General features: G+C 68.6%; 15 protein-coding genes. 11 read left to right on the forward strand and 4 right to left on the reverse strand.

The features are described from left to right. Positions 1-7 precede the first annotated feature (7 nt). Entirely contained in the window at positions 8-1,126 is a 1,119-nt protein-coding gene (locus BM133_RS07050; RefSeq protein ID WP_093432592.1) for a DSD1 family PLP-dependent enzyme, read from the forward strand. Between the two features lie 33 nt (positions 1,127-1,159). Then, a complete protein-coding gene (locus BM133_RS07055) occupies positions 1,160-2,635 on the forward strand; it encodes an N-acyl-D-amino-acid deacylase family protein (RefSeq protein ID WP_093432594.1) in 1,476 nt (491 codons plus the stop codon). A 1-nt stretch (position 2,636) separates the two neighbouring features. Here the strand turns inward: BM133_RS07055 and BM133_RS07060 are convergent, their stop codons facing one another. Then, positions 2,637-3,824, reverse strand: a complete 1,188-nt coding sequence (locus BM133_RS07060) for a glycoside hydrolase 100 family protein (protein ID WP_093432595.1) — start codon at positions 3,822-3,824, stop codon at positions 2,637-2,639. 128 nt (positions 3,825-3,952) lie between these two features. Here BM133_RS07060 and BM133_RS07065 point away from each other — a divergent pair, with 128 nt between their 5' ends. Together BM133_RS07065 and BM133_RS07070 are read left to right on the forward strand one after the other, a co-directional pair. Beyond that, positions 3,953-6,589, forward strand: coding sequence for an excinuclease ABC subunit UvrA (locus BM133_RS07065; protein ID WP_143100091.1), 2,637 nt, complete (start codon positions 3,953-3,955; stop codon positions 6,587-6,589). Between the two features lie 121 nt (positions 6,590-6,710). After that, positions 6,711-7,691, forward strand: coding sequence for a ferritin-like domain-containing protein (locus BM133_RS07070; RefSeq protein WP_093432597.1), 981 nt, complete (start codon positions 6,711-6,713; stop codon positions 7,689-7,691). A gap of 60 nt (positions 7,692-7,751) precedes the next feature. Here BM133_RS07070 and BM133_RS07075 read toward each other — a convergent pair whose 3' ends face one another. Both BM133_RS07075 and BM133_RS07080 read right to left on the reverse strand, forming a co-directional pair. After that, the gene (locus tag BM133_RS07075) at positions 7,752-9,032 is read right to left on the reverse strand and encodes a phospholipase D-like domain-containing protein (RefSeq protein WP_177224738.1); all 1,281 of its coding nucleotides are present in this window, start codon (positions 9,030-9,032) and stop codon (positions 7,752-7,754) included. A gap of 22 nt (positions 9,033-9,054) precedes the next feature. Then, complete coding sequence (locus tag BM133_RS07080; RefSeq protein WP_093432598.1) at positions 9,055-9,687, reverse strand: response regulator; 633 nt, start codon at positions 9,685-9,687, stop codon at positions 9,055-9,057. Positions 9,688-9,957: 270 nt separating this feature from the next. Here BM133_RS07080 and BM133_RS07085 point away from each other — a divergent pair, with 270 nt between their 5' ends. Beyond that, the gene (locus tag BM133_RS07085) at positions 9,958-10,245 is read left to right on the forward strand and encodes a hypothetical protein (protein WP_093432600.1); all 288 of its coding nucleotides are present in this window, start codon (positions 9,958-9,960) and stop codon (positions 10,243-10,245) included. 49 nt (positions 10,246-10,294) lie between these two features. Further along, the gene (locus BM133_RS07090) at positions 10,295-11,392 is read left to right on the forward strand and encodes an ATP-dependent DNA ligase (RefSeq protein ID WP_093432601.1); all 1,098 of its coding nucleotides are present in this window, start codon (positions 10,295-10,297) and stop codon (positions 11,390-11,392) included. A 13-nt stretch (positions 11,393-11,405) separates the two neighbouring features. Here the strand turns inward: BM133_RS07090 and BM133_RS07095 are convergent, their stop codons facing one another. Then, a complete protein-coding gene (locus BM133_RS07095; RefSeq protein ID WP_093435125.1) occupies positions 11,406-11,636 on the reverse strand; it encodes a hypothetical protein in 231 nt (76 codons plus the stop codon). Positions 11,637-11,870: 234 nt separating this feature from the next. Here BM133_RS07095 and BM133_RS07100 point away from each other — a divergent pair, with 234 nt between their 5' ends. The 5 genes from BM133_RS07100 (at position 11,871) to BM133_RS07120 (ending at position 20,488) form a co-directional block, all read left to right on the forward strand. Continuing rightward, positions 11,871-12,188 (forward strand): hypothetical protein, encoded by a 318-nt coding sequence (locus BM133_RS07100; protein WP_093432603.1) that lies wholly within the window; start codon positions 11,871-11,873, stop codon positions 12,186-12,188. 220 nt (positions 12,189-12,408) lie between these two features. Continuing rightward, on the forward strand, positions 12,409-14,307 hold the full coding sequence (gene glgB, locus BM133_RS07105; RefSeq protein WP_093432604.1) for a 1,4-alpha-glucan branching protein GlgB: 1,899 nt from the start codon (positions 12,409-12,411) through the stop codon (positions 14,305-14,307). After that, the gene (locus tag BM133_RS07110) at positions 14,307-16,367 is read left to right on the forward strand and encodes an alpha-1,4-glucan--maltose-1-phosphate maltosyltransferase (protein WP_093432606.1); all 2,061 of its coding nucleotides are present in this window, start codon (positions 14,307-14,309) and stop codon (positions 16,365-16,367) included. Before glgB ends, BM133_RS07110 begins: the two co-directional genes overlap by 1 nt. 15 nt (positions 16,368-16,382) lie before the next feature. Continuing rightward, positions 16,383-19,700 carry a maltose alpha-D-glucosyltransferase gene (treS, locus tag BM133_RS07115; RefSeq protein ID WP_093432607.1) on the forward strand — a complete coding sequence of 1,106 codons (3,318 nt, stop codon included), beginning with the start codon at positions 16,383-16,385 and terminating at the stop codon, positions 19,698-19,700. Positions 19,701-19,732: 32 nt separating this feature from the next. After that, the gene (locus tag BM133_RS07120; RefSeq protein WP_093432609.1) at positions 19,733-20,488 is read left to right on the forward strand and encodes a mechanosensitive ion channel family protein; all 756 of its coding nucleotides are present in this window, start codon (positions 19,733-19,735) and stop codon (positions 20,486-20,488) included. Positions 20,489-20,499: the final 11 nt, after the last annotated feature.

Below are 20,499 nucleotides of genomic sequence, written 5' to 3' on the forward strand. Positions count from 1 at the left end.
GCTCCCAATGACCCCCTGGAAAGCCGCAAGGCCAGGCGACCTCGTCGGCGCCATCGACACCCCCGCGCTCGTGCTCGACCTCGATGCGTTCGAGCGCAACCTCGCGCGCATGGCCGAGGCGTTGCGCGGCAGCGGCGTGCGCCTGCGCGCCCATGCCAAGTGCCACAAGACACCGGAAATCGCCTTGCGGCAAATGGCCCTGGGCGCGGCTGGCATCTGCTGCCAGAAGGTCAGCGAAGCGGCGGTTTTCGTGGCAGCCGGCATCCAGGATGTTCTGGTCACCAACCAGGTGATGGGCCAGACCAAGCTGCGCCACCTCGCTGCGCTGGCCCGCGAGGCGCGCATGGGCGTGCTGGTCGATCATCCGCAGCAGGTCGAAGCGCTGCGCGCCGTCGCTCAAGAGGAGGGCGTGACGCTGGATGTGTACGTGGAGGTCAACGTCGGCGCCAACCGCTGCGGCGTGGCGCCCGGCGAAGAGGCGGTGCGGCTCGCGCTGCAGGTCGCGGACGCCGCGCCGCAGCTTCGCTTCATGGGCCTGCACTGCTACCACGGGCCGGCCCAGCACCTGCGCGCCCCCGAGGAGCGCGCCGCGGCCATCGCCGGTGCCGTGGAGGCCGCGCGCACGACCCGCGCCGCCATCGAGGCTTGCGGCATCGCAGTCGAGCGCGTGACGGGCGCGGGCACCGGCAGCTTCCAGCACGAGCGTGACTCGGGCGTGTTCAACGAGATCCAGGCCGGCTCCTACGTCTTCATGGACCGCGACTACGGCGACAACCGGCGCGGCGAAGACGACATCGCGTTCGAACACGCGCTGTTCGTGCGCACCACCGTCATGAGCCGCGCCACGCCCCAGCGCGCCGTGGTCGACGCGGGCCTGAAGGCCTCCAGCGTCGATTCGGGCCTGCCCACCGTGTGGCAGCGCCCCGACCTGCGCTACGTGAAAGCCGCCGACGAACACGGCGCGCTGGCCACGTCCGATGCCGCCGCGCTGTCCCTGGGCGACCAGTTGATGCTGGTGCCCGGCCATTGCGACCCGACCGTCAATCTCTACGACGAACTGGTCTGCGTGCGCGGCGAGCGGGTGGAGGCCCTGTGGCCCATTGCCGCGCGCGGCGCGCTGCTTTAACTCTCTTTCAATCCAAGGCATTCAAGGTATCCGATGCAGGAAAAATTCGACCTTCTCATCCGCAACGCCAGCATCGTCGATGGCACCGGTGCACCGCGTTTTGCGGGCGACATCGGCATCCGCGGCGACCGCATCGCCCGCATCGGCGATCTCTCCGCCTCGCATGGCGAAGTGGAAATCGACCGGGCAGGGCGCATCGCGGCACCCGGCTTCATCGACGCGCACACGCACGACGACCGCCTCATGCTGTCCAACCCCGACATGGCGCCCAAGGTGAGCCAGGGCATCACCACCGTGGTCGCGGGCAACTGCGGCATCTCGCTCGCGCCGATGCCGGGCGGCATCACGCAGCCGGTCACGCCGCCGCTGAACCTCTTGGACGAAGAGGGCGGCTGGTTCTCCTTTCCGACCTTCGCCTCGTACATCGCCGAGCTGCGCGCCAAGCCCGCGGCCACCAACTGCGCGCTGCTCGTGGGACACACCACCTTGCGCGTCGCGACGCTGGACGACCTGGGCCTGCCGGCCACCGCTGAACAGATCGTGCGCATGCGCGCGCTGGTGCAGGAAGCGCTGGAGGCCGGTGCCATCGGCGTTTCCACCGGCCTCTACTACGAGCCTGCGGTCGCCGCGCCGACCGAGGAGGTCATCGAGACCTGCCGCCCGCTGAAGGACTTCAACGGCGTCTACTGCACCCACATGCGCAACGAGGCCGACCGCGTGATCGACTCGCTCAAGGAAACCTTCCGCGTCGGCCGCGAGGTGGGCGTGCAGGTGGTGATCTCGCACATGAAGGTGGTCGGGCCCGAGAACCACGGCCGCTCGCAGGAGGCGCTCTCCTTCATCGAGAAGAACATGGCCACGCAGCCCATCTGCCTGGACTGCTACCCCTACACGGCCGGATCGACCATCCTCTCGTCCGACCGCGCCGCGAGCTCGTCGCGCGTGATCGTGAGCTGGTCCAAGCCGATGCCCGAGTACGCGGGCCAGGACCTGGACGTCATCGCGAAGAAGCTGGGCGTGAGCCAGGACGAGGCGATCCGCCAGCTCAGCCCCGCGGGCGGCATCTACTTCCGGCTGGACGAGGCCGACGTGCAGCGCATCCTGAAGTTCGACCAGACCATGATCGGCTCCGACGGCCTGCCGCACGACGCCTCGCCGCATCCGCGGCTGTGGGGCAGCTTTCCGCGCGTGCTGGGCCACTACGGCCGGCTGCTGGGGCTGTTTCCGCTGGAGACCGCCATCTACAAGATGACCGGCCTTACCGCGAAGAATTTCGGCCTGAAGGACCGCGGCGTGCTGAAGGAAGGCGCCTACGCCGACCTGACCCTGTTCGATGCCGACACCGTGGACGAAGCCGCCACCTACGAATCGCCGATGGCACCTGCGCGCGGCATCGAGGCGGTGATCGTCAACGGCGCGGTCGTGTGGCAGGGCGGCGGCCCGACGGGCGCGCGGCCAGGGCGAGTACTGGCGCGTGAAGTGGAAACGCTGGAAGTGGCGAAGGGCTGAGTCACCACGCGTCCGCGCGCCCCTGCAGCGCGCGACGGGCGAGCAGGAAGGTCGCCGCATTCCAGCTCTGGCCGGCCATGCCCATCGGCACCAGCGTCCTGCCGTGGAACCACTCGGTGAAACGCCAGTCGTCCAGGGCATTCACCTTCGCAAGCCGTGCGAGTTCGGCCCAGGCGAGCGCATCCTGCCCGAGCCCGGCCAGCGCCATCACCCAGAAGCCGCCGACGAAGGGCCAGATGCCGCCGTTGTGGTACTGGTGCACGTCGTTCTGCTGGTGGCGCCCCATGTAGGGCCGCCAGAGTTCGTGCTGGCGCGACAGCGGATGCAGCACGACCCGCACCGGGTACGGGTCGCTGGCGCGCGCCGTGGCGATGGTGTCCACGATGCGGCTGGCCATCGCGGGGTCGGCCAGCCCGGCCTGCAGCGCGAGCACGTTGCCGAACACGTCGCCCTCGTCGCCGACGACCGCGAAGTTGACGAAGCTCAGGTACAGGCCCGGGTCGCGCCGCCCGCGCCGCGCGTAGTGCCGCAGCAGCCGCGCCCGGTGGTACTCGGGCAGGTCGCGCTGGAACGGGTTGAACATGTGGTTGAAGTGGTGCTGCGTTTCCTCGGCATGGTCGAGCGCAAAGCGGCGCTTGACGTCGTACCAGAGCGCGTTGCTGTACAGCACGTAGCCCGAGCGCGGCATGATGTCGGCCCAGTCGCTCGCCTCGTTCTGCTGCAGCAGCCGGAAGTGCTGGTGCTCCTGCGCGAGCAGCCAGCCGATCGCGCGGGCCACGCCGTCTTCCCAATGCGATGGGCCGACCTTGCCGTGGCGGCGCACGTGGTCCACCGCGATCAGCCACCACAGCGTGGCGTCGATGCAGCCCAGGTACCAGAAGTCCGCATCCTGGCCCTCGGGGTCGACGTACTTGGGAATCTGGCCATTGGCCGCCTGCTGCGCCGCGAGCGCATCGAGGCTGGCGACCGCGCCTTGCTCCAGCGCGGGCACGCCGCTGCCGCACATGGCCATCACGCAGATCGCGGCATCGCGCCCGAAGATGCGCGTGTAGCGGCGCGCCACGGCCGCCTCGGTGCGGCTGGCGGCCAGGATGCCGTGCGGTGTCAGGTTGCTTTCCAGGAGCGCGAGCGAGGCCTCTGAGCAGGCGTCGATCAGCGCGAGCGAATCGGAATCGGGCATCGTCGTCATGGCGTGGATCGTATGAGATGCGGTGCGCGGGCGTCCGACGCCCGGGGTGGCCCGGTTCTCACAGCCGGGACCCGTCGTAACCTGCAGGCTTCCGACGTGTGCACAGCAGAAGACAGAAAGAAGAAATCATGGCGCGCAAACCTGCCAGCAAATCCACCGGCAAACCCACCAGCACTCCCGCCCACGACATCGACCACTTCGTGCGCGTTCGCGGCGCACGCGAACACAACCTGCGCAACGTCGACGTCGACATCCCGCGCGACGCACTGGTGGTGTTCAGCGGCATCTCCGGCTCGGGCAAGTCCTCGCTGGCCTTCGGCACGCTGTATGCCGAGGCGCAGCGGCGCTATTTCGAATCGGTCGCGCCGTATGCGCGCCGGCTGATCGACCAGGTGGGCGTGCCCGCGGTCGATGCCATCGACGGGCTGCCGCCCGCCGTGGCCCTGCAGCAGCAGCGCGGCACGCCGAGCACGCGCTCCTCGGTGGGCAGCGTCACCACGCTGTCCAGCCTGCTGCGCATGCTCTATTCGCGCGCCGGCGACTATCCGCCGCGCCAGCCGATGCTCTATGCGGAAGATTTTTCGCCCAACACGCCGCAGGGCGCATGCCCGACATGCCACGGCCTGGGCCGCATCTTCGAGGTGACCGAGCGCTCGATGGTGCCGGACGACACCCTCAGCATCCGCGAACGCGCCATCGCCTCCTGGCCGCCCGCATGGCACGGCCAGAACCTGCGCGACATCCTCGTCACCATGGGCATCGACGTCGACAGGCCCTGGCGCGACTTGCCGAAGAAAACGCGCGACTGGATCCTCTTCACCGAAGAGCAGCCCACGGTGCCCGTGTACGCCGGCTTCACGCCCGCCGAGACGCGCGCAGCGGTGCGCAGCAAGACGGAGCCGAGCTACCAGGGCACCTTCATGGGCGCGCGCAAGTACGTGCTGCACACCTTCGCGACCACGCAGAGCGCGCTCATGAAGAACCGCGTCGCGCGCTTCATGGTGGGCGGCGACTGCCCGGCCTGCAAGGGCAAGCGGCTCAAGCCCGAGGCTTTGTCGGTGCGCTTCGCGGGGCACGACATCGGCGAGATCGCGCGCATGCCACTGGGGCAGTTCGCGCAGGTGTTGCGGCCGGTGGCGGCGGGCGAGGCGCCGGCGTCGTCCAGCCTCGGGACGAGCCGCAGCGCCTTGCGCGAAAAAGGGGGCGCGCATGCGGCGGCGCCCGACGTGCGCCGCACGCCCAATCAATCGGCGGAAAAGCGCATCGCCGCGCAGCGCATTGCGCACGACCTGCTGGAGCGCGTCACGGTGCTGACCGAGCTGGGCCTGGGCTATCTCTCGCTGGACCGCAGCACACCCACGCTGTCGCCGGGCGAATTGCAGCGCCTGCGGCTCGCCACGCAGATCCGCTCGAACCTGTTCGGCGTGGTCTACGTGCTCGACGAGCCCTCGGCCGGGCTGCATCCCGCGGACGGCGAAGCGCTGGTCGTGGCGCTCGACACGCTCAAGCGCTCGGGCAATTCGCTGTTCGTGGTGGAGCACGACCTGGACCTGATGCGGCGTGCCGACTGGCTGGTGGACGTGGGCCCCGATGCCGGCGAGAAGGGCGGCCTCGTTCTCTACAGCGGCCCGCCCGAGGGACTGCGCCATGTGAAGGCGTCGCACACCGCGCGGTACCTGTTTGCGCCGCACGCGGCATCTTCGCGGCCGGTGCGGGGGATGGCCGAATGGCTGAAGCTGGAAGGCGTCACGCGCAACAACCTGCAGGCCCTCTCGGTGGCGTTTCCGCTCGGGGTGATGACGGCGGTGACCGGCGTTTCCGGCTCGGGCAAATCCAGCCTGGTGAGCCAGGCGCTGGTCGAGCTGGTGGCCGCGCACCTGGGCCACGAGGCGCCGCCGCCCGACGACGAACCCGATGCCGAGCCCAGCCTCGCGGGCCGCACCGGCGGCCACATCGCCGGCGGCATGGACCGCATCCGCCGGCTGGTGCGCGTGGACCAGAAGCCCATCGGCCGCACACCGCGCTCCAACCTGGCCACGTACACGGGCCTCTTCGACCACGTGCGCAAGCGCTTCGCCGACACCAAGGCCGCCCGCGCGCGCCGCTTCGATGCCGGCCGGTTCTCGTTCAACGTGGCGAAAGGCCGGTGCCCGACCTGCGAGGGCGAAGGCTTCGTGAGCGTCGAGCTGCTCTTCATGCCCAGCGTGTATGCGCCGTGCCCCACCTGCCACGGATCGCGCTTCAACGAGCAGACGCTGAAGGTGACGCTGCGCGAGCGCACCATCGCCGATGTGCTGGCCATGACGGTGGAAGAGGCGCATACCTTCTTCGCGGACGACGGCGCCATCGAACGGCCGTTGCGGCTGCTCGCGGCCATCGGCCTGGGTTACCTGCGGCTGGGCCAGCCGGCCACCGAGCTGTCGGGCGGGGAGGCGCAGCGCATCAAGCTGGCGACGGAGCTGCAGCGCTCGCAGCGCGGCGATGCGCTCTATGTGCTGGACGAGCCGACCACGGGCCTGCATCCATCCGACGTGGACAAGCTCATGACGCAGCTGGGCGGCCTGGTCGATGCCGGCAACACCGTCATCGTCGTCGAGCACGAGATGCGGCTGGTCTCCGCCTGCGACTGGGTGATCGACATGGGACCGGGCGCGGGCGAGGAGGGCGGGCGCATCGTGGCGAGCGGCACGCCGCAGGACGTGGCGAACGCCGCGGGGAGCCGCACGGCGCCTTACCTGGCGCGCTGGACATCGCCGGGCAAGTGATCCGCGCAAGGCCCGACTGCGCCTACAAGCAGCCGCGCCGAAGCCCCACGGCCGGGTCTGCCGTGACCTCCAGGATGAAGTCTGTTCGTTCAACTTCAACCTCATTTCCAAAGGAGCCACCATGGCAAAAGACCGCTCATCCCTTCATCCTGACGATCTCAACCGCGATCCCATTTCGGGCGCACCCGGCGCCCATCCCGTCGGCACCGGCGTCGGCGCCACGGGTGGCGCCGTGGCGGGTGCCGCAGTCGGCGCGGCCGGGGGGCCGGTGGGCGCGGCGGCCGGCCTCGTCGTCGGTGCGGTGGTCGGCGGGCTCGGCGGCAAGGCCGTGGCCGAGCGCGTGAACCCGACCGCCGAGCGCTCGTATTGGGAAAACGCCTACGACCGCGAGCCTTACTACGAGACCGGCCGCAGCTACGACGACTACGGCCCGGCCTACGAGCTGGGCTGGTCCAGCCGCAACGCGGCGGTCGACGAATTCGCCTCGGTCGAGCCTTCGCTCGCACGCGAATGGGAGGCGCGCCGCGGCGCCTCGTCGCTCGATTGGGAGCGCGCCCGTCCGGCCTCGCACGCCGCATGGGAGCGTGCCGACCGCCTCTACTTCCGCGAGGAGGACATGGCGATCCCCGGCGGCGATCCGCTCTCGAACGACGACGTGGTCGACGTGCTGAACGACCTGCTGGAAAACACCCGCGACGGCGAGTACGGCTTTCGCACCTGCGCGGAAGAGGTCGAGACCGGGCGCCTGAAGGAAGTCTTCGCGTCGCGCGCGGCGCAGTGCCAGGCGTCGGCCAGCCAGCTGGTGGAACTCGTCATCACCTTCGGCGGCAAGCCTGCGGACGGCGGCACGGCCACCGGTGCGATGCACCGCGGCTGGGTCCATGTGAAGGGCGCGCTGGGTGCGAACAGCGAGCTGTCCATCCTGGAAGAGTGCGAGCGCGGCGAAGACGCAGCCGTGGCGCGCTATCGCAAGGCCCTGAAGCAGGCGCTGCCCGCGGGCGTGCGCCAGATCCTTCAGACGCAGGCGCAGGGCGCGCAACGCAACCACGACCAGATACGCGACTTGCGCAACGCCGCACGCGCCGCCAAGGCGCGCAGCTGACGCGCTGACGCGTGAATCCAAAGAAAAAAAAATGCGGCCTTCGGGCCGCTTTTTTTCGTCTCAGAGCTGAACCGAGAGCACCGACGCCAGGTGCTCCATCGCCTTCTCGTGCAGAGGGCGGTTCTTCCACGCTTGGAGCGTGACCCGTTTCGACTCCTTCAGGTCCGCCTCGAACTGTTCGGTTTCCACGGCGGCGAAAGCCTCGTCGTAGATGTTGAGGTTGGCCTCGTCGTTCAGTCGGAACGAGCGGTTGTCGAAGTTGGTCGAGCCGACCGACACCAAGAGCCCGTCGACCATGAAGACCTTGCAATGGAACATCGTCGGCTGGTATTCGCTGATCTCGGCGCCGGCCTCCAGCAGCGGGCCCCAGCCGGCGCGCGAGGCACGCCGCACGGTCTGCGAATCGATGATCGGTCCCGGCGCGATGATCCGCAGGCGCACGCCGCGCTGCATGGCCGCGACCAGCGCGCCCACGGTCAGGTCGTCGGGCACGAAGTAGGCGCTGGAGAGGTCGATGGTCCTGGTGGCCGCGGCAATCGACAGCAGGTACATCAGGTGCATGCTCTCGCTGCCGCCCGAAGGCGAGCTGCTGAACACCTGGGCGCGGCCTTCGCCCACGGCGGCGAGCGGCGGAAAGTAGCGCTCGCCGTGCAGCACGTCGCCCGACACCTTGATCCAGTTGTCCATGAACACCGCCTGCATCTGCGCCACCACCGGACCTTCGACCTTGTAGTGCGAGTCGCGCCAGTGGTCCGCGTCCTGTGCGCGGCCGGTCCATTCGGGCGCGATGCCCACGCCGCCGGTGAACCCGACGCGCCCGTCCACCACCAGGAGCTTGCGGTGGGTGCGGTTGTTCATGCGGGCGATGTCGTACCAGGTCGGCTTGTGGAAGCGGCGGATCTGCACGCCCGCGGATTCCATCTCCTTGATGAAATCGTCGTCCACCTTGGCGCTGCCGACCCAGTCGAGCAGCACGTGCACCGGCACGCCGGCCCGCGCGCGCTCGGACAGCGCATCGGCAAAGGCGCGGCCGATGTCGCCCGACCAGTAGATGTAGGTCTCGAAGGTGATGCTTTGCTTGGCCGCGCGGATGGCCTGGAGCATCGGCGGGAAGATGCGCTCGCCGTTGTAGAGCGCCTCGAAGCGGTTGCCGCCGGTGATGGGCGGGCCGAGCAGCACGCCCAGGGCGCGCTGGTACTGCGCGTCGTGCAGCGCGTACTCGCGGTGGATCTGTTCGTCGAGTTTTTTCTCGCTGCCGCCCAGGTTGACCGCCAGCAGCGTCGCGGCGACCGTCAGGACGAAAGTCCAGAAGACCGCCTTGAGCGTCTTGCGGTGCCTCACGTCGAATACAGGCGCCGCGCGCTCAATCGATCAGCTGCGTCTTGACGGCGTAGTAGGTGAGGTCGCTGTTCGTGGAGAGGTTCATCTTCTCCATGAGCCGCGTGCGGTAGGTGCTGATGGTCTTCACCGAGAGCGACAGCGCCTCGCCGATGCTGCCCACCGATTCGCCCTTGGCCAGCTTCAGGAACACCTGGAACTCGCGCTCCGACAGGTGCTTGTGCGGCGGCTCACTGTCCTTGCGCTCCAGCTGGCCCGCGAGCAGCTCGGCCACCGAGGCCGAGATGTAGCGGCGCCCGAGCGCCACGGTGCGGATGGCGTTGGCGATTTCTTCCGGCGCGCATTCCTTGTTGAGATAGCCCGAGGCGCCCTGGCGGATCAGGTTGACCGCGTAGTGCTCCTCCGGATAGCCGCTCAGGATGAGCACGCCCAGTTGCGGCGCCTTGGCGCGCACCATGGCCAGCGCATCGATGCCGCTTTGACCGGGCATGGACAGGTCCATCACCAGCACGTCCATTTCGGTGGTGCGGACCATGTCGATGGCTTCGCGGCCGGTGCCGGCCTCGCCGACCACCCGGAAATCCACGAAGGTGGAGAAGAAAGCCTTGAGGCCTGAACGAACGACCGCGTGGTCGTCGACGATGCCGATCTTGATCATGAGGGGCGCTCCTTTCCGCGTGGATGAATGCATGGCGGCCGCACAGGTTGCGGCGAGAGGAACAATGCCACAGCGGCGCGGCATTCCACGCCCGCGCATGCAGGTCGCGCTCTTGTCCTGCATGGCAACGCCGCGCTGTCCGCCATGAAGACGCGGCCTTGCGCCGATCCGTGGCGCTGCGCCTACAGCGCATGCCCCGCCGCGCCGACATGGCGCCGCCGGATGCTGCAAAAACATGAAGCGTCTTCTCTTTCCCGAAGGACCCGAACCATGGCATCCCGCATCCCCCCCTCCAGCATCACCCCCTCCGGCAACGACCCCATCGGCCCCCACGACGACAACCCGCCTTCGCGCGGAAAGCTCGAGCGCGGCGGCACGCCCGACAGCGCGCCGCTGAATTTCGACGACGACGAGATCTATTCGGGCCGCGGCAAGAAGCGCGACGGCGGCACCACGCAGGCCGCGGGCGGCGACAGCGGCAAGCTCGGCCCGCCCGCCGAACAGCTCTCGGACACCAACGCGCCGAGCGATCCCTCGAACCGGAAGGGCAGCGCATGACGCGCAAGCGTGCGACCGGCAGGCCAACCCGACCGCTCGCGCCCTGACCATGCAGACGAGCGGCCCGATCGAACCCATGCTCGCGAAGATCGCCGAGGACGTACCGCCCGAAGGCGAATTTCTCTACGAGCCCAAGTGGGACGGCTTTCGCGCCGTGGTGTTTCACGACGCGTCCGGCGTGCGCATCCAGAGCCGCGACCTCAAGCCGCTGGACCGCTATTTCCCCGAACTGCACGGGGCGCTGCGCGAAGGCTTGCCGGCGCGCTGCGTGCTGGACGGCGAGATCGTCATCGCCGGTGCGGCCGGGCTCGATTTCGATGCCTTGCTGCAGCGCGTGCACCCCGCGTCTTCGCGGGTGCAGCGCCTCGCGCGCGAGACGCCGGCGTCGTTCGTGGCCTTCGATCTGCTGGCACTGGAGGGGCGCGACCTGCAGCGCCGCAGCCAGAGCGAGCGCCGGATGCTGCTGGACGCGTTCATGGCCGACGTCGGGCCACCGATCCACCTCACGCCGATGACCGAAAGCCGCGCGGTGGCCCTGCAATGGCTGGACCGTTTCGAGGGCGCCGGCCTGGACGGCGTGATCGCCAAGCGGGCCGAGGGGGCCTACCTGCCCGGCCAGCGCGCCATGTTCAAGGTGAAGCACGTGCGCACGGCCGATTGCGTACTGGCCGGGCTGCGGTGGCACAAGTCGGGTGACGACGCGGTGGGCTCACTGCTGCTCGGCCTCTGGGACACGCAGGGCGTGCTGCAGCACGTGGGCGCGACTTCGTCGTTCGACATGGCAACGCGCCGCGCACTGGCGCGCGAACTCGCGCCGCTCATGCGCAATGCCGGCCGCGGCCACCCCTGGATCGGCGCCGACGATGCGGCCACCGCCGCGCTGCAGGCCCGCCAGCGCGCGCCCGGCGCGCGCACCCGATGGAATTCGGGCAAGGATCTGTCGTGGGTGCCGCTGCGTCCCGAGCGCGTCTGCGAAGTGCGCTACGACCATCTGCAGGGCGATCGCTTTCGCCACGGCGCCATCTTCGTGCGCTGGCGGCCCGACAAGCCGCCCACCGCGTGCACCTACGCGCAGTGCGAGGTCACGCCGCCCTACGAACTCGCGCGGGTCTTCGTGGCCGAGCGCGAACGCCCGGCTGCCAGATGACGCACCGCGCCGCTCAACTCACGCCGAGAACGATCGCGCCCGATTCGATGAACCGGTCGAACTCGATCTTCGGAATGGCGGCGGTCAGCGGCTGGCCGTCTTCGGTCCAGGTCAGCACGGCGCTGTCGCCTTCCACGATGATCTGGCACTCGCCTTCGCGAATCTCCAGCAGCGGGCCGTCACCGGCGCGGAACTCGACGGGCGCGACGATGCGCGCACTGATCTGTGTGGGGTTGGATGACATGGCGCCGATGTTTGCCATGGCCCGATGGCTTGTGCGTGGGACGGCACCGCGTGAGAGGCGAGGGCAATGACCTCAAAGATGCAGCCGCGCCCTGCGCAACGGACGCTCCGGCCGACTGTAGGACGATTCCTGCACGAACATGCGCCGAATTCCATCGCACGCCGGGGTCGTGCGCGCCTTCAATCCTTGCCGCGAAGCACCCCCCACGCACCCCCAATACAAGGAGACACGGCCATGAATTTCGAGGGCATCTATTGTTTCGACACCGCCTCGGTGCGCCTTGCCGTTTATCCCGACGGGCCCGAGGGCGCACGGGTCGTGGCGCAGATTTCTGAAGACACCCTGCACGACGGATTCGGCACACGCGAAGTCGGACACCGCCTGCTGGATGTCTGCAGGAACAACTTCCAAGCGATCGAGCCCCTGGTCGTCGCTCGCTACCGGGCCGATCCGCGGCAGCCCGTGGTCACGCTCACGTTCATCGACTTTGCGGGGCAGCGGGGCGCGTCGGCGTCCGCGGCAACGCGCACGGACGACGCGGTCGCTGCCTGAATGAAAGTCGCGCGAGGTTCTTGAGGTTTTCCGGGAGACCGTTCCATCCCGGCCCCTGCGCCGTGCGATACGGGCGATACGGGCACCTCTCCGACACGGCGAGGAGACACACACCGTAGCTGCCGCGCCCCGCGGTCTTGCAGATTGGTGGCAGCCATGCGGAGGCCAGCGTCGTTCCTTGAACAACCGTTCCGCGGGCCATTCAATCCAAGGAACGCCGGTGCCGCTGAACCATTCATCGCTGGACGATCGAGACGCCTACCTGTTCCGCGAAGGAACGCATTCCCGCCTGTACGACGTGCTGGGCTGCCACCCCGCCGATCCCGAAGAAGGAGGCGGCGCGCACTTTGCCGTGTGGGCGCCGAATGCCGAATCGGTGTCGGTGGTCGGAGACTGGAACTACTGGTCCGGCGGCGTCGATCCGCTGCAGCCCAGCCCCGATGGCACGGGCATCTGGCGCGGGCACGTGCAGCACGCGGCCGTCGGGCAGGCCTACAAATACCGCATCCGTTCGCACCAGGGCGGCTACACGGTCGACAAGGCCGACCCGGTCGCTTTCGCTGCCGAGCCGCCGCCCGCCACTGCCTCGCGCATCTGCGAGCTCTCTTACGAATGGGGCGATGCGGACTGGATGGCGAACCGCGGACCGCGCAACGCGCTCGATGCGCCGCAGTCGGTCTACGAGGTGCACCTGGGGTCATGGCGCCGGAAGGACGGCCAGTTCCTCGGCTACCGCGAGCTGGCGCACCAACTCGCCGAGTACGTCACGAAGATGGGTTTCACCCATGTGGAGCTCATGCCGGTCACCGAGCATCCGTTCTACGGCTCGTGGGGCTACCAGACCACCGGCTATTTCGCGCCGACTTCGCGCTTCGGCTCGCCGCAGGACTTCATGTACCTCGTGGACCACCTGCACCAGCAGGGCATCGGCGTGCTGCTGGACTGGGTGCCCTCGCACTTTCCGACCGACGAGCACGGCCTGGGCTACTTCGACGGCACGCACCTGTACGAGCACGCCGATCCGCGCCAGGGCTTCCACCCCGAGTGGAGCTCCAGCATCTTCAACTACGGCCGGGCCGAGGTGCGCAGCTTTCTCGTGTCGTCGGGGCTGTTCTGGCTGAACCTCTACCACCTGGACGGCCTGCGGGTGGATGCGGTCGCCTCGATGCTGTACCTGGACTACGCGCGCAAGCACGGCGAATGGATTCCCAACCGCCACGGCGGCCGCGAGAACCTGGAGGCCATCGACTTCCTGCAGACGCTGAACCGCGCCGTGTACCGCGAGCACCCCGACACCGTCACCGTGGCCGAGGAATCGACCGCCTGGCCGCGCGTCTCGCGCCCCACCGACATGGACGGCCTGGGCTTCGGCGAGAAATGGAACATGGGCTGGATGCACGACACGCTGGCCTACATGAAGGAGGACCCGGTCAACCGCAAGTACCACCACCACAAGCTGACCTTCTCGCTGGTGTATGCCTTCCACGAGAACTTCGTGCTGCCGCTCTCGCACGACGAGGTGGTGCACGGCAAGGGCTCGCTCATCAACAAGATGCCCGGGGACCCGTGGCAGCAGTTCGCCAACCTCAGGGCGCTCTACGGCTTCATGTGGGCGCACCCGGGCAAGAAGCTGCTCTTCATGGGCGGCGAGTTCGGCCAGCGCCGCGAATGGACGCACGACGGCGAGCTCGAATGGTGGGTGTGCGAGCAGGAAGGGCATGGCGGCGTGCAGCGCCTGGTGGCGCAGCTGAACCGCGTGTACCGCGGCGCGCCCGCGCTGCACCAGGTCGACTTCTCTTCCTCGGGCTTCGAGTGGGTCACCGCCGACGACGCCGAGATGAGCGTGTTCGCGTTCCTGCGCAAGGCCGGCGACGGCAGTCCGCCCTTGCTCGTCGTGAGCAACATGACCCCGGTGCCGCGCACCAACTACCTGCTCGGCGTGCCGCTGGGCGGCCACTGGCACGAGGTGATCAACACCGACGCCACGGAGTTCGGCGGCTCGGGCTGGGGCAATTTCGGGGGCGTCGAGGCGGCGCCCGTGCGGTCCCACGGCCACCGGCAATCGGTGTGCATCACCTTGCCGCCGCTGTCCACGCTGATCCTGGAGCACCGTCCCTGATGAAGAATATTTTCTCGACCAAGCCGCTCGCACCGCAGGGCGGCAACGACTCCCACATCGCCCTGGACGACGGCGCCGCTCGCGCGGTCATCGATGCCGTCCTGCCCTGCGTGGACAACGGCCGCTTCGCCGTCAAGTGCGTGGCCGGCGAGCGCGTCGCGGTGCAGGCGCATTGCTTTACCGACGGGCACGACGTGTTGCGCGTGCAGCTGTGCTGGCGTGCGCACGACCAGAAGGACTTTCGCGAAGTGCCCATGAAGCCGCTGGGCAACGATGTGTGGGAGGCCGCGTTTTCCCCGCCGGCGCTGGGCCGCTACGTCTACACGGTCGTGGCCTGGGTCGATCCGTTCGAGTCGTGGCGCCATGAGCTCGCGCGGCGCGTGGACCCCGAGGACGTGCGCATCGCCGCGCAGGTCGGTGCGCTGGAAATCGCCGCCGCGGCCGCCCGTGCCGAAGGCGCCGACCGCGCCGCGCTGCAGCGCTGGGCCACCGAACTCGATGCGAGCGGCGCCAACCCCGGCGCCGACATCACCTCGCTGAAGGCGCTGGCGCTGGACGACGAATACGCCGACCTGGCGCGCCGGCATCCCGACCGCCGGCATGCGGTGCGCCACCCGGTCGAGCTGCCGCTGGTGGCCGACCGCGAGCGCGCGCGCTTCAGCACCTGGTACGAACTCTTTCCGCGCTCGGCCGGCGCCGAGCCCGGCGTGCACGGCACCTTCGGCGACGTGCAGGCGCGCCTGCCGGCCATCGCCGCCATGGGCTTCGACGTGCTGTATTTCCCGCCGATCCACCCGGTGGGGCGCATGCAGCGCAAGGGGCCGAACAACGCGCTCCAGGCCGGCCCCGAAGACGTGGGCAGCCCCTGGGCCATCGGCGCGGCCGAGGGCGGGCACAAGTCGATCCTGCCGGCGCTCGGCACCGCGGAGGATTTTCGCCACCTGCTCGCGCGCGCCGCCGAGCATGGCCTGGAGATCGCGCTGGACATCGCCTTCCAGTGCGCCCCGGACCACCCCTACGTGAAGGCGCATCCCGACTGGTTCCGCTGGCGCCCCGACGGCACCGTGCAGTACGCCGAGAACCCGCCCAAGAAGTACCAGGACATCTATCCCTTCAACTTCGAGTGCGAAGACTGGCGCGGGCTCTGGGCCGAGCTCAAGAGCGTGTTCGACCACTGGATCGGGGAGGGCGTGCGCATCTTCCGCGTGGACAACCCGCACACCAAGGCCTTCCCGTTCTGGGAGTGGGTCATCGGCGAGGTCAAGCGCGAGCACCCCGAGACGATCTTCCTGGCCGAGGCCTTCACGCGCCCGAAGGTGATGCACCGGCTCGCGAAGCTGGGCTTCTCGCAGTCGTACACCTACTTCACCTGGCGCAACACCAAGCAGGAGCTGGAGGAATACTTCACCGAGCTTTCCAGCGGCCCGGGCATCGACTACTTTCGCCCCAACGCGTGGCCCAACACGCCCGACATCCTTCACGAGCAACTGCAAACCGGTGAGCCCGCCGTGTACATGTCGCGCCTCGTGCTGGCCGCCACGCTCGCGGCCAACTACGGCCTCTACGGCCCGGCCTACGAGCTGCGCGAGCACTTGCCGCGCGGGCCGGCGAGCGAGGAATACCTCGACTCCGAGAAGTACCAGCTGCGCCACTGGAACCACGACGACCCCGCAAGCCTCGCGCCCTTCATCGCGCGGGTGAACCGCATCCGGCGCGAGAACCCGGCGCTGCAACGGGACCGGGGCCTGCGCTTCCTGCACGTGGACAACGACCAGCTGCTGGCCTATGCCAAGGCGTCGCCCGACGGCGAGAACGTGGTCGTCACGGTGGTCAACCTCGATCCGCACAACCCGCAGTGGGGCTGGGTCGGGCTCGAACCCGCGAGCGTGGGCGTGAAGGACGGCCGGGCATTCCAGATGCACGACCTCCTGAGCGGCCAGCGCTTCACCTGGCAGGGCGACTGGCACTACGTGCGCCTGGACCCCCGCAGCGTGCCCGCGCACATCTTCGTGGTCCGTCGCCGCCACGGCGACGAGCGCGACTTCGACTACTTCCTCTGAGAAGGCCCACTGCCCATGAACGCACCCGTTTCCCACATCGCGCTTGAAACCGTCGAGATCGACAACAGCGACGATCCGCTGTGGTACCGCGATGCGGTGATCTACCAGCTCAACGTCAAGGCCTTCTTCGACTCCAACAACGACGGCATGGGCGACTTCCGGGGCGTGACCGCCAAGCTGGACTACGTGAAGGAGCTGGGCGTCAACACCATCTGGCTGATGCCGTTCTACCCGTCGCCGCTGCGTGACGACGGCTACGACATCTCCGAGTACGAGGACGTGCACCCGCAGTACGGCACGCTGGACGACTTTCGCGAGATGCTGGCCGAGGCGCACAAGCGGGGCCTGCGCGTGATCACCGAGCTGGTCATCAACCACACATCGAACGAGCACCCGTGGTTCAAGGCCGCGCGCCTCGCGCCGCCCGGCTCGCCCGAGCGCGACTTCTACGTGTGGAGCGACACCGACCAGATCTACCAGGGCACGCGGATCATCTTCACCGACACCGAGACCTCCAACTGGACCTGGGACCCGGTGGCCAAGCAGTACTTCTGGCACCGCTTCTTCAGCCACCAGCCGGACCTGAACTTCGACAATCCCGCGGTGATGGAAGCCATCCTGAAGACGATGCGCTTCTGGCTGGACATGGGCGTGGACGGCTTCCGGCTCGACGCCATTCCCTACCTGGTGGAGCGCGACGGCACCAGCAACGAAAACCTGCCCGAGACGCACGCGGTGATCAAGCGGCTGCGCGCGGCCATCGATGCGCAATACAAGAACCGCTTCCTGCTCGCCGAGGCCAACATGTGGCCCGAAGACGTGCGCGAATATTTCGGCGATGGCGACGAGTGCCACATGGCGTACCACTTCCCGCTGATGCCGCGAATGTACATGGCCATCGCGCAGGAAGACCGGCACCCCATCGTCGAGATCATGGCGCAGACGCCCGACATTCCCGAAGGCTGCCAGTGGGCGATCTTCCTGCGCAACCACGACGAGCTCACGCTGGAGATGGTGACCAGCAAGGAGCGCGACTACATGTACACCATGTATGCGGCCGACATGCGCGCGCGCATCAACCTGGGCATCCGCCGGCGCCTGGCGCCGCTGATGGAAAACGACCTGGACCGCGTGAAGCTCATGAACGGCATGCTGCTGTCGATGCCGGGCTCGCCCATCATCTATTACGGCGACGAGATCGGCATGGGCGACAACGTGTTCGTGGGCGACCGCAACGGCGTGCGCACGCCCATGCAATGGAGCCCCGACCGCAACGCCGGCTTCTCGCGCGCCGATCCGCAGCGCCTGTACCTGCAGCCGATCATGGACCCGATGTTCGGCTACGAGGCGCTCAACGTCGAAACGCAGACGCGCGACAGCAGCTCGCTGCTGAACTGGACCAAGCGCATGCTCGCCGTGCGCAAGACCAGCCATGCCTTCGGCCGCGGCAAGCGGCGCTTTTTGAAGCCGGGCAACCGCAAGATCCTGGCGTACCTGAGCGAGTACGACGGCGACGTGGTCCTCACGGTGTTCAACCTCTCGCGCGCCGCGCAGCCGGTGGAGCTGGACCTCTCGGAGTTCAGGGGCTTCGTGCCCATCGAGATGCTGGGCCGCGCGCCGTTCCCGCCCATCGGCGAGCTGCCGTACCTGCTCACGCTGGCCTCGTACGGCTTCTACTGGTTCAAGCTCACGGCCGAGGCCGATGCGCCCAGCTGGCACGAGCAGGGCGTGGCGCTGCAGGAGTGGCCCACGCTGGTGCTGTTCGACGGCTGGACCAGCTTCTTTCGCGAGCGCGTGATGCCGTGGCGCATCGGCATGTCCGAGCGCATGCGCACCCAGTTCGAGCTGGAGACGCTGCCGCGCCACATCGAGATCCAGCGCTGGTATGCCTCCAAGGGCACGGCCATCCGGCGTGCGCGGCTGGTCGATCACGCGGTGTGGGAGGCGAACGGGCAGAGCTGGCTCTTGCCCTTGCTCGACCTGGACCTGGACGGCACCCCCGGTGGCGCCACCTACTTCATGCCGCTCGCGCTGGCCTGGGAAGAGCGCGACGAGGAGCGCATGGCCGGCGTCGCGCAGGCGGCCATCGCGCGAATCCGGCAGCAGGCGCAGGTCGGGCTGATGGGCGACGCCTTCTACGACGAGGCCTTCTGCCGCGAACTGGTGCGCACCATCGGCAACGGCGCCGAGCTGCCGACCTCGAACGGCAAGCTGGTCTTCAGGCCGACGGCCGCCTTCGCCGGGATGGCGGTCGACATCGACGCGCTGCTGGTCGGCCGCCCGAGCGGCGTGAGCAGCAACACGGTGGTCACGCTGAACGAAACGCTGTTCCTCAAGGGCTACCGCCATGTGCGCGAGGGCATCAACCCCGAGCTGGAGATGGGCCGCTTTCTCACCGAGGTGGCGCACTACCCCAACTGCGTGCCGGTGCTCGGCGCGCTGGAGTACATGGCCAACGACGGCCGCACCATGACGCTGGCGATGGTGCAGAGCTACATGGCCAACCAGGGCGACGGCTGGGACTACACGCTGGGTTATCTGGAGCGGTTCCTGCGCGACGTGGCCACCACCGACGGCACCGCACCCGACGGACCCGAGGTGGCCGCGGTGCACGGCGGCTTCCTCGCGCTCATGGCCACGCTGGGCCTGCGCACGGCCGAGCTGCACCGGGCGCTTGCCACCCGCACCGGCTCGGGCGCCTTCGACCCCGAGCCGCTGGCCGCCTCCGACTTTGCCGGCTTCAAGACGCACGCGGCCAGCGACGCCGCGGCCACGCTCCTGCTGCTGCGCGAGCGGCTCGACCTGCTGCCGCCGGCCGTGCAGGCCGACGCGCGCAACCTGCTGGACGCGGAGCACACGCTGCAGGCCGGCATCCAGGCGCGCCGTCCGGTCGAAGGCACCGGCATCAAGAGCCGCTACCACGGCGACTACCACCTGGGCCAGGTGCTGGTGAAGGACAACGACTTCGTCATCATCGACTTCGAGGGCGAGCCTGCGCGCAGCTTCGAGGAGCGCCGCACCAGGAGCTCGCCGCTGCGCGACGTGGCCGGCATGCTGCGTTCGTTCAACTATGCGCGCTGGTCGGCGCTGCGCCGCGTGGCGCAGAGCCCCGAGGAGGCCGAGCGGCTGGTCGCGCCCGCCATCGCCTGGGAAGAGGCCACGCGCGATGCCTTCCTGGCCGGCTACGGCGCCGCGCTCGACACCGAATTGCTCGCGCTGTTCGAACTGGAGAAGGCGCTCTACGAGCTGCGCTACGAACTCAACAACCGCATCGACTGGGCGCAGGTCCCGCTGCACGGCGTGCTCGCGCTGATCCAGCCGGCCCGCGCCTGACCCGACAAAACGACATCGAGGAACAACGCACCATGGAAAATTTCGGCATTCACCTGGAGCCGCTGCGCGCCATCCTCTACCAGGTCGGCGCCTTCATCCCGCGCCTGCTGATCGGGGTGGTGGTGGTCATCGTCGGCTGGCTCATCGCCAAGGCGGCGCGCTTCGCGGTGACCCGGGCGCTGCGCGCCATCAACTTCAACGTGCTGACCGAGCGCGCGGGCCTGGACAACTTCCTGCGCCAGGGCGGCCTCGCGGGCGACACCAGCAGCCTCTTCGGCATCCTCACGTACTGGCTGGTGATCCTGGCGTCGCTGCTCATCGCCTTCAACGGCATGGGGCTGAGCTACATCGCGGACCTTCTGGGGCGCATCGTCTGGTTCGTGCCGAACGTGTTCGTGGCGCTCCTGGTGCTGGCCTTCGGCTCGTATTTCGCGCGCTTCGTGGGCGAGGCGGTCGGCAGCTATTTCCGCGGCGTGAAGGTGCAGGACGCGGCGCTCTTCGGTAAGGTGGCGCAGTACGCGGTGATGGCCTTCGTGATCCTGATCGCGCTGGACCAGATCAAGGTGGGCGGCGACATCGTGCGCGAGAGCTTCCTGGTGATCCTGGCGGGCGTGGTTTTTGCGTTGGCCCTGGCATTCGGGCTGGCGGGCAAGGACTGGGCGAAAGCGCAGATCGAGCGCTGGTGGCCCCGGCAGGTCAAGGACGCAAGGACGCCGACAACGCCGACGCCCGGCGTCACCCCCGTGGGCACGCCCACGCGATTCGACAACGACCGACCACCCCGCTGAACCTGCGCTCA

Origin of the sequence: Variovorax sp. 770b2, assembly GCF_900115685.1 — a bacterium.
GTDB lineage: Bacteria > Pseudomonadota > Gammaproteobacteria > Burkholderiales > Burkholderiaceae_C > Variovorax.